This is a genomic window from Paenalcaligenes niemegkensis (assembly GCF_022230885.1).
Lineage (GTDB): Bacteria > Pseudomonadota > Gammaproteobacteria > Burkholderiales > Burkholderiaceae_B > Paenalcaligenes > Paenalcaligenes niemegkensis.
Genome location: NZ_JAKGCT010000007.1, coordinates 48,261 through 63,694 on the forward strand (window position 1 = coordinate 48,261; position 15,434 = coordinate 63,694).

17 protein-coding genes are annotated in these 15,434 nt (G+C 52.7%); 15 read left to right on the plus strand and 2 right to left on the minus strand.

The features are described from left to right. Window positions 1-169 precede the first annotated feature (169 nt). The 10 genes from L1889_RS18180 (at window position 170) to L1889_RS18225 (ending at window position 11,580) form a co-directional block, all read left to right on the plus strand. The gene (locus L1889_RS18180; protein WP_238666422.1) at window positions 170-3,337 is read left to right on the plus strand and encodes a tape measure protein; all 3,168 of its coding nucleotides are present in this window, start codon (window positions 170-172) and stop codon (window positions 3,335-3,337) included. Continuing rightward, complete coding sequence (locus tag L1889_RS18185) at window positions 3,337-3,690, plus strand: phage tail protein (RefSeq protein WP_238666423.1); 354 nt, start codon at window positions 3,337-3,339, stop codon at window positions 3,688-3,690. Before L1889_RS18180 ends, L1889_RS18185 begins: the two co-directional genes overlap by 1 nt. 68 nt (window positions 3,691-3,758) lie before the next feature. Further along, window positions 3,759-4,463 carry a phage minor tail protein L gene (locus L1889_RS18190; protein ID WP_238666424.1) on the plus strand — a complete coding sequence of 235 codons (705 nt, stop codon included), beginning with the start codon at window positions 3,759-3,761 and terminating at the stop codon, window positions 4,461-4,463. After that, window positions 4,463-5,242, plus strand: coding sequence for a C40 family peptidase (locus L1889_RS18195; RefSeq protein ID WP_238666425.1), 780 nt, complete (start codon window positions 4,463-4,465; stop codon window positions 5,240-5,242). Before L1889_RS18190 ends, L1889_RS18195 begins: the two co-directional genes overlap by 1 nt. Window position 5,243: 1 nt before the next feature. Further along, window positions 5,244-5,828: a tail assembly protein gene (locus tag L1889_RS18200; RefSeq protein ID WP_238666426.1), complete on the plus strand. Its 585-nt coding sequence runs from the start codon at window positions 5,244-5,246 to the stop codon at window positions 5,826-5,828. Window positions 5,829-5,885: 57 nt separating this feature from the next. Continuing rightward, the gene (locus tag L1889_RS18205) at window positions 5,886-9,371 is read left to right on the plus strand and encodes a TipJ family phage tail tip protein (protein WP_238666427.1); all 3,486 of its coding nucleotides are present in this window, start codon (window positions 5,886-5,888) and stop codon (window positions 9,369-9,371) included. Next, window positions 9,371-9,730 carry a hypothetical protein gene (locus L1889_RS18210; protein ID WP_238666428.1) on the plus strand — a complete coding sequence of 120 codons (360 nt, stop codon included), beginning with the start codon at window positions 9,371-9,373 and terminating at the stop codon, window positions 9,728-9,730. Before L1889_RS18205 ends, L1889_RS18210 begins: the two co-directional genes overlap by 1 nt. Continuing rightward, window positions 9,730-10,323, plus strand: coding sequence for a hypothetical protein (locus L1889_RS18215; RefSeq protein ID WP_238666429.1), 594 nt, complete (start codon window positions 9,730-9,732; stop codon window positions 10,321-10,323). Before L1889_RS18210 ends, L1889_RS18215 begins: the two co-directional genes overlap by 1 nt. Window positions 10,324-10,561: 238 nt before the next feature. Continuing rightward, window positions 10,562-10,759 (plus strand): hypothetical protein, encoded by a 198-nt coding sequence (locus L1889_RS18220; protein WP_238663963.1) that lies wholly within the window; start codon window positions 10,562-10,564, stop codon window positions 10,757-10,759. Beyond that, the gene (locus L1889_RS18225) at window positions 10,759-11,580 is read left to right on the plus strand and encodes a hypothetical protein (RefSeq protein ID WP_238666430.1); all 822 of its coding nucleotides are present in this window, start codon (window positions 10,759-10,761) and stop codon (window positions 11,578-11,580) included. The genes L1889_RS18220 and L1889_RS18225 overlap by 1 nt, the downstream gene beginning before the upstream one ends. A gap of 10 nt (window positions 11,581-11,590) precedes the next feature. Here L1889_RS18225 and L1889_RS18230 read toward each other — a convergent pair whose 3' ends face one another. Next, entirely contained in the window at window positions 11,591-12,040 is a 450-nt protein-coding gene (locus L1889_RS18230) for a hypothetical protein (protein WP_238666431.1), read from the minus strand. A gap of 509 nt (window positions 12,041-12,549) precedes the next feature. On the opposite strand from L1889_RS18230, the gene L1889_RS18235 reads away from it, so the two are divergent. Further along, window positions 12,550-12,846 carry a hypothetical protein gene (locus L1889_RS18235; protein ID WP_238666432.1) on the plus strand — a complete coding sequence of 99 codons (297 nt, stop codon included), beginning with the start codon at window positions 12,550-12,552 and terminating at the stop codon, window positions 12,844-12,846. Further along, window positions 12,833-13,270, plus strand: a complete 438-nt coding sequence (locus L1889_RS18240) for a DUF4376 domain-containing protein (protein WP_238666433.1) — start codon at window positions 12,833-12,835, stop codon at window positions 13,268-13,270. Before L1889_RS18235 ends, L1889_RS18240 begins: the two co-directional genes overlap by 14 nt. Window positions 13,271-13,283: 13 nt before the next feature. On the opposite strand, the gene L1889_RS18245 is transcribed toward L1889_RS18240, so the two are convergent. Further along, window positions 13,284-14,291, minus strand: coding sequence for a tyrosine-type recombinase/integrase (locus L1889_RS18245; RefSeq protein WP_238666434.1), 1,008 nt, complete (start codon window positions 14,289-14,291; stop codon window positions 13,284-13,286). Window positions 14,292-14,410: 119 nt separating this feature from the next. On the opposite strand from L1889_RS18245, the gene L1889_RS18250 reads away from it, so the two are divergent. The 3 genes from L1889_RS18250 to L1889_RS18260 are packed head-to-tail and all read left to right on the plus strand — an operon-like array spanning window position 14,411 to window position 15,316. Further along, a complete protein-coding gene (locus tag L1889_RS18250; RefSeq protein WP_238666435.1) occupies window positions 14,411-14,809 on the plus strand; it encodes a hypothetical protein in 399 nt (132 codons plus the stop codon). After that, window positions 14,806-15,090 (plus strand): lysozyme, encoded by a 285-nt coding sequence (locus tag L1889_RS18255; RefSeq protein ID WP_238666436.1) that lies wholly within the window; start codon window positions 14,806-14,808, stop codon window positions 15,088-15,090. The genes L1889_RS18250 and L1889_RS18255 overlap by 4 nt, the downstream gene beginning before the upstream one ends. Next, entirely contained in the window at window positions 15,068-15,316 is a 249-nt protein-coding gene (locus L1889_RS18260; RefSeq protein ID WP_238666437.1) for a lysozyme, read from the plus strand. The genes L1889_RS18255 and L1889_RS18260 overlap by 23 nt, the downstream gene beginning before the upstream one ends. The last annotated feature ends 118 nt before the right edge of the window (window positions 15,317-15,434 follow it).

The following is a 15,434-nucleotide window of genomic DNA, read 5'->3' on the forward strand; positions in this document are numbered from 1 at the left end:
TATGGCAATGGAGTCACTTGAGTCGCGCGGACTGAGAGCGACATCATCGATGTCAAATACAGAAAGGTCAATTAATAGAGTAGGGGATTCTAGCGCCACAGCAACAGCTAACTTGAATCGGATGTTCAAGGCTGGGTTGGCTGGCTTTACCATTAAAGGTTTGATTGGAATGGTAGATCAGTACGGGCAAATGGCCGACCGTATAAAAATGGCGACCGCCAGCATGGAGGAGTACGATTTAGTGCAGCGTCGGCTGCTGGCCTCTGCAAACTCTACCTACAGACCATTGCAAGAAGCTCAGGAGCTTTACATTCGCACAGCGGATTCTATTAGGGCTCTCGGGTTCGATATAAATCAAGTTTTAGATATAACGGACTCCTTCAGCTATCTGCTAGTAACGAATGCGGCATCAGCAGACAGGGCATCGTCAGCGATTAATGCATACAGCAAAAGCATCCAGACAGGTCGAGTCGCTTCCGAGTCATGGCAGACAATACTTGCCGCCATGCCAAGCCTATCGAAAACGCTTGCCGACGCACTCGGAAAAACAACGACTGAGATTCAAAAGCTTGGCATCGAGGGGAAGCTGGCTCTTTCGGATTTGAATAGGGGCTTGCTTGAGACGGTTGAGTTGAACAAGGCATTGACTGACGGTATGGGCACAACCGTCGTGGATGCCACTATTAGGCTAAAGAACAACATCACATCATTGCTTGGCGAGAAAAACAGAGCAAATGGCGCAACCGCGTCGCTTGCTGCCGGGATTGATGTGCTATCTAACAATCTGGACACTCTCTCCAATGTAGCGGGCGGTGTTGCTGTGGCAGGTGTAACGCTATACGCCACCAAAACAGCTTTCGCAACCAAGGCTGCATGGGATGGCTATCTAGCCTCTTTGAGTAAATCTAAAGCGTATGCTCAAGAGGCAATCGGCGCAAACAATGCTGCGCAATCAGCAAAAGTTATAGCGGCAGCCGATTTGAGTCGCGCTAGGACCGCTGTAACTTCGGCAGAAGCTCAGGTAGCCGCCGACCAAACGGCTCAAGCCGCGAATTTGCTTCGTCTAAAAAATATGCAACAGCTGATGGTTGCAGAGAATGCGCTTGAGGTTCAGCGCATGAAGGCACAGATTTCGGATAAAGGGCGGCAGATGGCGGCTACTCGTATGGCAGAAATTCGCCTTGCAGAGGTCGCTATTGCAAAGCAGGTCGAGGGGGCCGAAAAGACGTTAGCAGCGACTACAGTGGCCACGTCAGCTGTTGTGCAGAAAGCTTATGCTGACCGCGCTGCTGCCGCCGGGATGTATGCGACAGCGGCTAAGACTGCTAATGCAACTACCGTTGCGGCAGAGCGTGCGACTGCAGCCACTAACGTATTCGCGAGAGCGGGGGCCGGGTTGCTTGGGGTGCTCGGTGGGCCAGTGGGGTTAGCCGTCACAGCAGGTATCGCAGCTACTACTTTATTTGCTTTTCGCGACAGCGGAGATGCAGCAAAAGTCTCGACCGTTGATTTAACGCAGTCGGTAAATGAACTCACAGCGGCGTTTACTGCTTCAAACGAGGCCAAGCGCACCAACATGTTGCTTGATCTTGAGGGCGAGTTAAGCAAAGCAGAGTCGGCGGCGGATAAAGCAACTAAGGCTTTGAAGCAGCTGATTGATGCCTCGGAAGAGGCCGGTGATCCCTCCGATACCACTGGGCAATTATCTAAAGCCCTAGACCAGCTCAGGCAAGATATAGATAGCATTAGCAGCTCGTCAATGACAGCCGAGGAAAAGTCGGACGCGCTGGTTCGTACTGTTCGGGAAATGTCTAAGGTCTTGCCAAAGGGTTTGGCCGATGAGTTTAATCGTGCAGCAGCAGAGGCTGGCGGTAGCTCTATTAAAGTACAGGAGTTATTAGATTGGGTGCTGGCCTTACGCAGTGCAATGGGAACGCCATTACAAACGAAGGATGCGTTAGGCGAAGGCGTTGTCGGAAAGCTGTCTGAAGAGTACCTAAAGCTTGAAGGCCAGCTAAACCGTCAAATTGCTCTATTCGGCAAGACAGGACGAGCAGCACAATTGCGCTATGACATTGAGCATGGCGAACTTTCCAAAATGGCGCCGCTGGAAAAAGAAAGAGCGCTTGCAAGTGTTGCCGAGCTAGAGGGCCTAGAGAAAGCCGAAGAGGCCCGACGCAAAGCCGCAAGCGCTAGCGGGAAGCAAGCGAAGGAAATCGATAATCTCCTGAAATCGTTGCGCGATCAGTCCTCTGTGCTTGGCATGACCGAGCAGCAGGCCGCGCGGTACCGAATTGAAATGATGGCGGGCACAGAGGTGCAGAAAAAAGCCGCTCTTGCCATGTTGGACCAAATACAGGCTCATGAAAAACTCACGAACGCAGGCGAAGCATATAAGTCGCTGCTGCTCGATTTGCGTACAGATCAGCAGAGGTCGGTCGACCTTTTCAAGGAACAGAAAAAAGCGCTCGATGAAGCTGGCGTTTCCGCAGAGGAGTATGCGCGAGTTATGGCCAGGATGTCTGAGGTCGGAATCGGCACAGCTCCTAAATTTGGCGGGTTGGATGCGAGCGTAGGTGGTGCCTCAGGCGAATTGATCCGCGTGGCAGAGGCTCGGGCTGAGTTAGAGAAATGGCGTCTTGAAGAGTTAGAGCGTCAGCAGCAGTACTTAGACCAAAAGCTCATTAACGAACAGCAATATGCCGAGAATGTGCTGAATATCACTAGGCAGACAAATGAGCAACAGGCTAACTTGCAAGCGTCATGGAGGTCTGCCACGTTAGCGAACTTTTCCTCTGTAACTGGAGACGCAGCTGCCATGCTCAGGGAGTTGGGCGGGGAGTCGAGTGCGCTGTATAAGACCATGTTTCTTGCTGGTAAGGCAGCCAGTATTGCTCAAGCGATCGTTAACACTGAAGAGGCGGCGACAAGAGCCCTGACGGTTGACCCTTCCGGAATCCTATCGAGCGTAACGCGCGGCCTTGGTTACACGTCAGTAGGCATCATGTCTGCAACTGCACTTACAGGAATGGCTCATAACGGCATTGATGCCGTCCCACGCGAAGGAACTTGGCTTCTCGATAAGGGCGAGCGAGTCTTAAGCTCCCGCCAGAATGCTGATCTTACAAGCTACCTTAAGGGCGTTAGTTCACCAGCGGCCGCGTCGAGTCAGCAGATCACTATCCAAGTGGTGGTTAACGCAGAAACTGGTGAAATAGACGCAGCAGGGGGCGACGATCCGAGGTGGCAACAGATCGGAGCAATGATTGCTGCCTCAGCGCGGCAGGTGATTGTTGAAGAAATGCGGCCTCACGGCATGCTCGATAGGAACATCTAATGGCTACAGAAACGTTTACCTGGAATGTAAAGGTTGGCTCGTCCGGTGATATTGAGCAGAGCGCGCTTGAGAATACGTTTGGCGATGGGTACACGCAGTCGTTTGGTATTGGCATCAACAACGAATCGCAATCGTGGAGCGTGTCTAAAACAGGCAAGTTCGGCGGGGCGGCAGATATTGATATCTTGCCTGTTGAGCAATTCCTAAAGCGCCACGGTGGTTGGAAGTCGTTCTACTGGACACCTCCAGGTGGTGATCAAGGCAGATACAAAGCCACGGGTCGCAGCCGCCAAACTCATGGCAATGGTGTTTATACGTTGTCGTGGACCATGCAGGAGGTGTTTTACCCGTAGGGCATTAGCTCGACCTTTTTTACCTTAGGCTCCGCTTAATCGTGGGGCCTTTTTTGTGGACGCAATAAATGGGAATAACAGCAGACATACAGCGGCTAGAGCCAGGTGACGTAATTCGCCTTTTTGAGCTTGATGCGACAGAGCTTGGGGGCGATATCCAGCGATTCCATGGTCATAAGCAGGACAAGCCGATTATTTGGCAGGGCAATGATTACTTGCCTATCAGCATCGAGGTTAGGGGCCTTGCAATGGCTACGAATAAAACTACTGCACCAAGCTTTGTCATCGGCAACGAGATAGGCGGGGTGCGTGGGGCGGTGTCTGCGCTCTGTCTTTATTTTAGGGATTTTGTTGGCGCGAAACTCACGGTTAGGGAGACGTTTAAGCACTATCTGGATGCCGCTAACTTTCCAGAGGGTAACCCTGAGGCTTCAAACGAAGAGACGATCAGTATCTGGTTCATCGAGCAAAAAACCAGTGAGAACGCTCAGCAGGTGGCATTTGAATTATCCAGTCCGGCCGATTTTCAGGGCCAGCAGGTACCAACGCGTCAGATCACTAGTCGCTGCGGCTGGGCTATTCGAGGTGAGTATCGCGGTGAATCGTGTGGGTATACAGGCCCACCTTACGACATCGAGGGCAACCTCACAGACGATTGGGAGAGCGATAAGTGCAACGGGCTTCTACGCTCTGGCTGCAAGGTCAGATTTGGCATTGATGCAGAGCTTCCATTTGGTGGAGCCCCCAGCTCTGGCTTATTAAAAGGTGGATGATGAGATTAGCTAAAGCGGTAATGAAAGCTGCGCGTGAGCATGCTGAGCGGATGGATCCACAAGAAAGTTGTGGCGTGATTATTACAACTGGTGGTCGTCGTCAGTATGTTGCTTGCGGCAATGACGCCAATAAGCCAGAGCAGGATTTCAAGATCAACCCTCGGGACTGGTGTATTGCGGAAGATGCAGGGGAGCCTGTTGCGATTGTTCACAGTCACCCAGGGGCATTGCCTCGGCCGAGTATGGCGGATCGCGTAGAGGCTGAGAAGCACGACTTGCCCTGGCTGATCTTAGGCCGCGATGAAAGCCATGAGTGGCTGCATCCGTGTGGCTACGTGGCGCCGCTTATCGGCCGAACGTTCCATCACGGCATATTGGATTGTTGGACTGCTGTTCGCGATTGGTATGCGCGTGAGCTGGCTATCGAATTGCCGGACTTCGAGCGCGATGATCTGTGGTGGGAGAAAGAGGATGCCCAGAGCTTATATGCGGCCAACTATGAGGCTGCGGGGTTTACGCGAGTGAGTGAGCCTCAGCGCGGCGATATTCTCATCATGAGTATTAAGACTCCGGGGCGACCTTGCTTTCACCCTAACCATGCAGCGATTTATCTGGGCAGTGATGCCGAGCTCCGGAGTGAGGAGGCGACGCCCATATTTGGCGCTGGCCCTTTCATTTTCCATCACATGTACGGACGATTGTCTACTCGCGAGATCTACGGTTTTTCTTGGGCACAAAAGGTCGAATTGATCCTGCGTCACAAAACGAAGCGAGGGTGATATGGCTTTAAAAACAGTTCGACTTTACGGTGTTCTGCGCCAGTTCGGACGGGATTTCACGCTAGATGTGAACTCTCGCGCCGATGCGATACAGGCACTGTGCTGCATGGTGCCTGGCTTTGAGAAGTTCTTGCGAAACGCCGAAAGTATTGGGCTGACTTTTGCTGTGTTTGAGGGCAAGCGCAATCTCTCGGAAGATGACCTGGTAATGAGCGGTGGTGACGTTGACGAAATGATTCGGATTGCGCCCATCATTCGAGGCAGCAAAAGCAGTGGCCTATTTCAAACGATTCTTGGAGTGGCGTTAATCGCAGTGGGCTATTTCACCTTCGGCACCACCAGTGCTGTCGGCCTTGGATTAATGGCCGCCGGCGCTGGTGTGGGGGTCGGCGGCATGGTTCAGATGCTTTCCCCTCAGCCCAAGATGGGTGAGATAAATGAGCGTGATGGCAATAAGCCGGGCTCTGGCTTTGGCGGAGCCGTGACTACGACTGCGCAAGGCCAGCCTTGGCCTGTGCTGTATGGACGCCGTGAAGTCGGCGGCGCCATATTAAGCGGTGGCATCTACACGGAAGACCAAATGTAGTGCTCAGACAATACCAACAAGCCCGGCCATGTGCCGGGTTTTTTATTGCAGGACGTTATGCAAATACGCGGATCTAAGGGCGGTTCGTCAAAGCCCCATCAGCCCTACATTGCGCCTGATACAGTGCGCTCGGTTGCTAAAGCCAAGCTGCTTTATGCGTTAACCGAGGGCGAAGCTCAAGGGCTGGCCAATGGTCTTGCCTCAATTAAGCTTAATGGCACCCCGCTGTATGACAACGCTGGAAATGCCAACTTTCCGGGTGTGCGCGCCGAGTTTCGCTCCGGCACCGTCAATCAGTCGTACATTCAGGGCTTCCCTGAGACGAATAATGAGATAACCGTCGGGGTCGAGTTGACGTCTGATGCGCCCTGGGTGCGTGCGGTAAATAACCCTGAGCTGTCGGCAGTACGAGTACGGCTATCTTGGGACCGACTTTTAACGCAGCAGAGTAATGGCGATGTGCTTGGTGTACGTATTGAGTACGCTATTGATGTGGCCACAGATGACGGAGCGTATGAGACGGTGCTGTCAGCCGCCGTGGATGATAAGTCGGAGTCAAAGTACGAGCGTAGCCATCGAATAGATTTACCCGCTGGCGATAGTTGGCTTGTTCGCGTACGTAGGGTCACGCCTAACGCAAATAACCTCCAGGTCTCTGACACGATGGTTATTAGCGCGGTGACTGAAGTGATTGATGCCAAGCTCCGCTACCCGCACGTCGCCTTGCTTGCTATCGAGTATGACTCCGAGCATTTTAATGGCAACATTGCCAAGATAGCGGTCGATTTGGAAGGTCGTTTAATTCAGGTTCCGACGAATTACGACCCGACGACGCGTACTTATGCTTCTAGCGGACCCGGTACGACAGGGGGCGTGTGGGACGGAACGTTTAAGCTTGCGTATAGCAATAACCCAGCGTGGGTATGGTACGACTTAGTGCTGCACCCGCGATATGGTCTGGGCCGACGGTTAAATGCTTCAATGGTTAACCGCTGGAAGCTCTATCAGATCGCCCAGTATTGCGATGTGATGGTACCCGACGGCAAGGGTGGCATGGAGCCGCGCTATACCTGTAACCTTTACCTGCAAAGTCGCAAGCAAGCCTACGTGGCGTTAAGCGAAATTGTGTCCATTTTCCATGGCGCGAGCTTTTGGGATGGGGCGCAGATGGTAGTCAACGCCGACATGCCAGAGGACCCCTTCTACAGCTATACAAGAGCCAACATTATTGGCGGCGCTATTGAGTATAAGGGTACTGCAGCTCGAGATCGCCACAGTATTGCGATGGTCGCTTGGGACGACCCCGCACAAAGCTACGAGACGATGTATGAGCCTGTGGCGGGCGACATGGATTCTGGCAATATCCGTCAGCTTGAAATAGGGACGATAGGAAACACTCGTCTAGGACAAGCTCAAAGAGCAGGCCTGTGGGCGCTTAAAACTGAAGAGTTTGAGGATCGGCTAACGACGTTTCGAGTAGGGCTCGATGGCGGGATCCCACGGCCAGGCAATGTTATTAAATTAGCTGATGAACTGTTTGCTGGCAGGGCCAATGGTGGACGCATTGCACATGCCTCTGATGAGCAGGTGACAATTGATCGTGAGGCTGTGGTTAAGCCAGGTGATCGACTCAGTGTGAACTTGCCTTCGGGCAAGTCGCAAACTCGTCAAGTTAAGTCCGTGGCCGTTGTGGATGGCCGCTCGGTCATTGAGGTGGTTTCGCCGTTTGATGAGATCCCAAATACCGAGTCGGTTTGGGCCATCGATGCTGATGATCTGGAAACGATGCTGTTCCGTGTGACGGCGATTTCACGACCCGAGTTTCATCAGTTTGAGATTCAAGGCGCACTTCATGTGCCCGGCAAGTATCCCGCCATCGATAACGGGGCGCGTATTGAGCTCCCGCCGATTAGCGTTATTCCGCCAGGCGTACAGGCTCCCCCGACAAACGTTCGTATTCTGCAAAGCGTTAAGATCGAGCAGACGATGGCCATCACAACGATGACCATTGCGTACGATGCGGTTGAGAATGCCGTTGCTTACGATGTGGCCTGGCGCAAGGACAACGGCGAATGGGTGAAAATGCCTCGCACTGGAGGCTTAAGTGTTGATGTCGTTGGCGTGTATAGCGGCCAGTATCTAGCACGGGTGCAGGCGGTAAACGCGATATCGGTTCAGTCCGTGCCCGCTACGTCAATGCTCACAGCGATTACAGGCAAAGCTGGGCAACCGCCTACCGTCGCCACAATAACTACCCAGTCCATTGCTTGGGGCATTGTTGTTGGCTGGCTGTTTCCTGACGTACCTAACATCATTGAGCGCACAGAGCTTCGGTATAGCACAACCACCAGTTTTGCCGATGCATTGCCGCTAGGCGAATACTCCTATCCAACCAACACGCTGACGCAAAACAGCCTGACACCGGGAGCCGAACATTTTTTCTGGGCGCGCTTGCTGGACAAGACGGGAGAGCGCGGAGCTTGGTACCCGTCAGAAGATCAGCCGGGGATACGTGGAGTGGCGTCTGCCGACGCTACGGAATACAACGCGCTAATTACTGAGCAAATCCTTGAGTCAGCCCTTGGCCAACAGATGTGGTCCGACATCGAGGCCATCCCGGAAATACAGGCCAAGCTTGATGAAATCTCAGGTGCGGGGCAGCACGATCCGGCACAACCCTATCTGAGCGGGTCGGTCGTCTTTGATAGCGGCAAGATGTATCGCGCTTTGCAGGACGTACCGGCAGATACGCCGATCACGGACATGGCCTATTGGCAGCACATTGGGGATTACGCCAGCATTCAGGGGGCGATTGCTGCGCTTTCTTTGCAGACTCAAGAAAACACGCAACTGATTGAAGACATCGATGGCGTGGTGACGGCTACTGCCACGGCTACCTCCATAATGCAGGCAGCTATGCGTGACGATGATGACGGCGAGGGAGATCTAGCGGGCGTACTGAATGAATATGACAGCAGAGCGTGGATCTCAGAACTGCGGCGAACACAGGTTACAGAAACCCAAGTAGAGGCGATCGTTCAGCAGCAGGTCGGCGTGGAGCTAGGCGAGGTGTCCGTCATTGTTGAGGATATCAGCAGGGCAGTTACCGATATAGAGGGCGTCTTTAATGCGACGCAATCGACAAAAATCGGGGTCGACGTAAACGGCGTTATGTATACGGCGGGGTATGGCCTCGGTCTTAGCAATGAAACGGGTGTAGTTCAGTCTCAGTTTGTAGTGATATCAGACCGCTTTGCCGTGATGCACGCGCCTAACGGAACCCCTATAGCGGTATTTACGGTTGATGGCGGGGTAATCAGCATGAACACCGCATTAATTGGGGATGCGACGATTTCGTTTCTCAAGATCATGAACGACATACAGTCGAGCAATTACATTGCAGGGCAAGCCGGATGGAGATTAGATAAAAACGGAAATTTCTTTAATAACGGTTCGGGATCCGGGTGGCGCACAGTACAAACAAGTGCGGGTGCCACCGTTTTCGAGGGCAATACGATGCGCGTACGCTGGGGAGGATGGTAATGCCTGCAGGCCTACAAACATTCAACGCAGATGGAACCATTCAAGACGACATCACTACGCGATTCGCCCGGATTCTACATACCCAGGCAATACCTCAGTTTTATGCACAGAGCCCCGACACGGATCCTAATCAGGTATACCCATCAGGCAGCTTCAACGTGCCAGGCTTGAGAGGGTGGAATCCGTTCTACTTTTTCACTGGCGGCTCACTGCCAGCCTATTTCACGCCTCGCGTGACGATCAGTGATAACACAGTGTCCTGGAGTTTTTCGGAGATTAGTAACTATTACGAGCGCATGTTTTTGTTCGAGTGGAAGAACAACTACGGTGGAATCAACTTGCATGTAGGGGTTTATTAATGGCAGTCGGTTTTCAGGTGATGTTCCCTGGTGGAGGGCAAGCCCAGATTGACGATACCTATAGAAATTACCATCTGCGTAAAAGCGGAACGTTCTATAACGGTGACTTTGTTAACGACCCAAATCAAGCCTACTCTCCATCTCGTCGTGCACGAATTAACCTTGCCGGCATGAACAGCCCAGTTGTTGTGCTTCGCCCGCTAGGCAGTAACGGGCAGACCATGTGCGGCATCGAGTATGGCCAGGGTTGGGCTGATGTCTTGTGTTGGTACAACGCAGTGCAAACCGCAGGGGTCGAGTACTACGTCTATGACGATTACTCGCCACCACCGGTGAACTATGGGCTTGAAATCTACAACGCCCAAGGTCGAAGGGTATACCACTCCAACTGGCGGCGCATGCGGGTGCTAGGTATGCGGGTTATTCCGGCATCAGGAACCCCTAGCCTGACGCGTCTCACTGACTACAGTATTTCCGACATTGCCGCTCTTTCTTCAAAGTCTGGCTTTCTGATGCCTTACACGCGCATAGGAACTCAGGCCGTAGCCGAAGGGGGCAGCCACATTGGCCTACTGGCGGCATGTACGTTCTAAGTGATGCCGCCTACTACAAGAGTAATTCCGTTTTGACTTGGGGGACCGTCTCTCACGGCTATTCAGACGGATGGTGGGAGCCAGTAACTGGGTGGATGAACAAAGGCCCCCTTACGGTCCTTTTTGTGGACTTGGATCACGAGCCGATGAATTACTCGTAAGGGCCTTCCAGCCCTTTACTAACTTTCTTTATTTCTGATCAGCCCCTTAATTGGGGCTTTTTTTATGGGACAGAACAATGCAAGCAGTCACACAAATGCTCATGAACAACATGGGCCAGCGCCTCACCGTTGAGTTGATCAACGGCATGAATCACACGATCAAAGTGGAGTTTGAAAAGCAGGTGGCGGAAAAAGCGCAACTGCAGGCAGAACTTGATGCGCTGCGCAATGAACAAGTCAATGCAGATGAACCGGCAGCAGCGGAGGGCGTGTAATGTGGTATCGAACAGGAACAATATCGATTGCGGCCGACAGCCCAACCGTAACGGGCTCTGGCACTGCGTGGGTACAAAACATACGTGTCGGTGACGGATTGCAAGGTCCGGACGGACGGCTTTATGAAGTTACGAACGTGGCGAGTGATACGGCGCTGTCTATTAGGCCCAATTACCAAGGGCCTGCAGTCAGTGGCGAGTCGTATTGGATTATCCCAGTACAAGGCTATACGAAACGCCTGGCTGATAGAGCGGGGGTTCTCTTAAATGAGTATGGCGGGATCCCCGATCGCATAGATGGGAATGAGGGGCGGATAGCTCAAAATGAGACTCGGATAGCTCAAAATGACACTCGGATAACGGAAAATGACACTCGCATTGCAAATGCGATAGCAGCAATGCTGACCAAATCAGGCAACCTTTCCGGCCTCGCCAGCACGGCACAGTCACAGCTAAATCTAGGTGTGATTCAGTCATTATTAGGCACCGTCTTAAACACCGATAACTGCACAGTTATTGCGAACTCCAACGGTGTTGGCGTGAGACTGGTTATGGGGGTACAGGTGTGCTGGCATACGGTTACCATGACATATACCAACCCAAGCGCACTAAGCGCTAACTGGGTATACCCAACAGCCTTTAGTGCGCCACCGGTAGTTTCGGGAAACTTGATAGATCTGCCTCCGGCTGGGAGTCGTGAGGGTCTGTTTGTACCAATCACACCCTTTTTAGGGAACGTAGGGCTGAATTGCTACAGCAACGCAGCTTGGGCCCAAGGGATAACACTAAGCGCGCAGGCCATTGCTATAGGCTATTGGTGAGGATTGAACCCTATTTATATTTGCCTAATGCGAACATGGAAATGGGACAGGCTGAGGCGTCGGCCTCAACAAAGCCCGATCCCGCTATTCCCACCAGGACATCTTTTAAGCCGACAGTTCTTTGATAAGCCTGTATTGGATTTGTATAAAACTTACCGTAAAAGTTAGTTAAATCAAGGGTTGGTAGCACTAACGGTTTTTGGATGAACGGTGCGGGAAACCCCCAACCTAGGGACAGGTTATTAGTATTTGTAAAGCGTAGCGCTCTATCTAAAGCCCAACATAGCATTGTCCCGTCAGCAAGCTTCACGTATTCGCCGTTCGAATTGCTACTACTCTCGACAATATCTCCGGCTGCCATGGTGCCAACAATGTCGGCGAAGGCTGCGCTTTTCAGCAGCCCTAACGTTGCCGCTGCATTTGCAATGTTAGGGCTGCAGATATGCCAGTTATTTCCCATTAACAGTGCTAATAATGCCCATGAGCCACCGCTGTGAAATAACAGGCGCGACCAGAGCCATCTGGAGTGTATTGCCGCATAGTTACTCCACTAGAATCTATACCCTCTGTTGATGCCCCGCCAAAGTAGCCAGACGTAGGCCAGTACCTGCGATCGGTTTCACTGGCTGCCATTACCGTAGGAGTTCGCAAGAAAGCAGCAGGAAATACCCACGATGCATTCAAGTTCGTCGAAGCATCTTGAGTTGATGTTATGCGTGGCGACCAGGCAATTTGGATGCCGCCTGATAGCCTCAAACACCCTCCATTGGCATTGCTGATGACATCGATTATCGACCCGGCTGCCGCACTTCCAACAACATCGACAAAAGCAGCGCTTTTAAGCGTACCTAAAGTCTGCAGCGCATTTGCAATGCAATGAACACCTTTTTTATAGGAACTTTATGAATATCACCCTTATCTCCAACCGGTGAGCCATACGGCCACCCATTCGAGCCAGCCCTGCGCCTCGTGCGCCAGGGCGACACCCTAATCATCAATGACGAGCCGTGGGACTTCTCCGTAATCCCACCTGGTGCGACATTGCCGCGTGAGCATTTTGATTGCCCGTATGCAGCTGGTGACGTAGAGCGTGATACTGACGGCAAACTGCACATCACGCTGTTGTTTCCGCATGCGTCTAAGGCACCAGATGAGGCGTGTTTTCCTGACCTGATTATTGATCCGGCTGACGGCCCGATTGCGCTACCTGATTCTATGTGGCCGATACCTCAACCTGCTCCGGAGACAACCAATGAGCAAAATTGACCTATCTAAGCTAATCACAGCCGATGACAAGCTCAAAACGGCCAAAAGCGCTAAAGTGGCGGCGCTTTCAGCGGCGTGTGAGTCCGCAATTCTTGCGGGTTTTACTTGCGATGCGCTGGGAGAACCACACTACTATCCAACCAATTTTAAAGACCAGCAGAATTTGCTTTCATCTATTGCTGATTCTATGTTGGCGGCGAACGAACCCGATTGGACCACGCCATTTTGGTGTACTCCTGTCGGGATGGATGACTGGGCTATGCGTCCCCACACCCACGATCAAATCCAGCTCGTGGGTCGAGAGGCAAAAGCGGTCGTGCTGTCGTTAATGGCTAAAAACCTTAGTCTCGCCAAAGATGCGCAGGAGGCGATGACGCCGGAAGATCTTGATAAAATCCAATGGGATGAACCACCAGTCGCTTAACCAGCGGCTTTTTTTACGTCATTTGTTCGGCCTCTCTTTGGCGGTCGGCCCTTAATATCGCGGCTTGCTGTCGACCTAGGGCGCTGCGATTCAGCTCACGAGCCAGATCCTGTCCATGCGGGTGGTAATAGCGCATGGTCATTCGCGTGTCGCGGTGGCCGAGTATTTTGGCGAGCTGATGCATGTCGAAATGCGGTGCCAGCCGTGAGGCTGCCTCATGTCTAAGATCATGCAGACGAAGCTCGAGAAAGTAGTCAGGGTGAGGGCGCCGACCGTAATGACTGCACAGTGCTTCGTATCGCTGTCGTGCCTGTTCCCGGGTACGAATAAATGCGCGGGTAACCGACTCCGGGCTGACGGTGAATATACGACCTCGCAGCGGACGGCCTACCAGGTATTTGCGTAATGCATGTTTTGCAAATGGCGAGATCGGCACATACCTCGTTTCACCGTTTTTGGTTTCCGGTACCGTAATTACGTTACGCGCCAGGTCAACGTGTTCGCGCCGAATCAGAGCTATTTCAGTACGACGCATACCTGTTTCGACGGCCAGCGTCATCATGGTGGGTAATGTTTTGGATCGGGTCGATTGTATTAGCCAGTCGAGCTCAGAGGGAGGGCATTCAGATATAGGGACCCCGCGCAGCTGGATTCGATCATAGAGGCGTCGGTCGCGAGCGTCTCTTGGCTGTGGCCAACGAACTAATGCAGCCGGGTTCTGGAGCTCCGGCATTAGCCAATCTTTGATGGCTGTCGTGTATAGATGAGAGAGCAGGGCAAGGCGGCGCGTGACCGTTGCCGGCGCTTTGGTTGCTAGCCATTCATCACGAATTCTTTGAATGTCTGCCTGGGTAATTCGGTTCAGGGCGCGATTAGCAATCAGGGTGCTGCACCAGAGCCTCGCAATCGAGCTTTCCTGCGCTGCACCTTTTTTATGGATGGAGATTTCAGCAAGATATCGAGTCAGAGCGTCCTGCAGGGTAGGGCATGATCTGGCCAGTCGTTTATTTCTACGGTTCATGGAGAAAGCCCAATTGAACCATTTTTTTGCCTCAGTTTTTACTGAGGTTTTTTTGCCCCTTCGTTGGGGCTTTTTTGCGGGAGACAGCTATGCCGACCGTTTTTAGCAAGGATAAGGATATGGAGCCAACAAGTACCAGTGCATCCGCTGCAGGCATTGCTGCGTGGAAAGCGATAGGAGGGCTTGCAGGGTTTGGCGCATGTGGTGCGGGGCTGGCCACTGTGGTTGTCATGTGCGTATTGCGGCCACGCACGCAAAGTGAATGGGTGGTTGGCATTATTTCGACGGTAGTGGCTTCGATTTCAGGCGGTGCTGCAGTCATCCAGCATTACGAGCTGCACCACTGGGCACAAAACCCGATGGGGCTGGTTGCCATGCTGGGCCTGACGTTCGCCTGCGGTCTGCCTGGTTGGGCGATTGTGCGGTGGGGGTTCAACTTCTTCGACAAACGTCGAAAGGCTGATATTTTGGATATTGTGGATGAGGTGCGCGGACTCGCGCGAGGAGAGCGGAAGTGAAACGACTTTTAGAATTGATAGCCGGCTTAATCGCCGGTTTTTTTTCGTCTAAAGAAAATGAGCCCACTATGGCAGATGAAGTACTACCGCCAATCACCATGTCTGAGCATGGCCTAGCGGTGCTGAAGTACTTTGAAAGCTGCGAGCTTGAGGCGTACTGGGACGCTAATGGCAAAGTTTGGACGATTGGCTGGGGTGATACGGGGCCAGACGTGGTCGAAGGTCTCGTCATCACCCAGGCCGAAGCCGATCGACGACTTGGCCAATCGCTTAGAGCGTGAGTTTGTGCCAGGTGTTCTTGAGGCGTTAACGCGTAGTGCCACGCGTGGCCAGTTCGATGGCATGGTGGATCTCACCTACAACATTGGGGTGGATGCATTCCGTGGCTCAACGCTTTTACGCAAGTTCAATGCGGGTGACATCGAGGGCGCAGCAGCAGAGTTTAAGCGGTGGAATAGGTCAGGAGGCAAGGTGTTGCTTAGGGCTACGTCGACGCAGGGCATCTGATGAGGCGCTGTTTGACGGTAAGCTCGGCACAGAGGCAATCAAAATAGGAGCGGCCATCGCGTGATTGATTTATTGATTGCGAAGATCTGGCCCTACGTGGTCGGACTGGCTGGCTTAA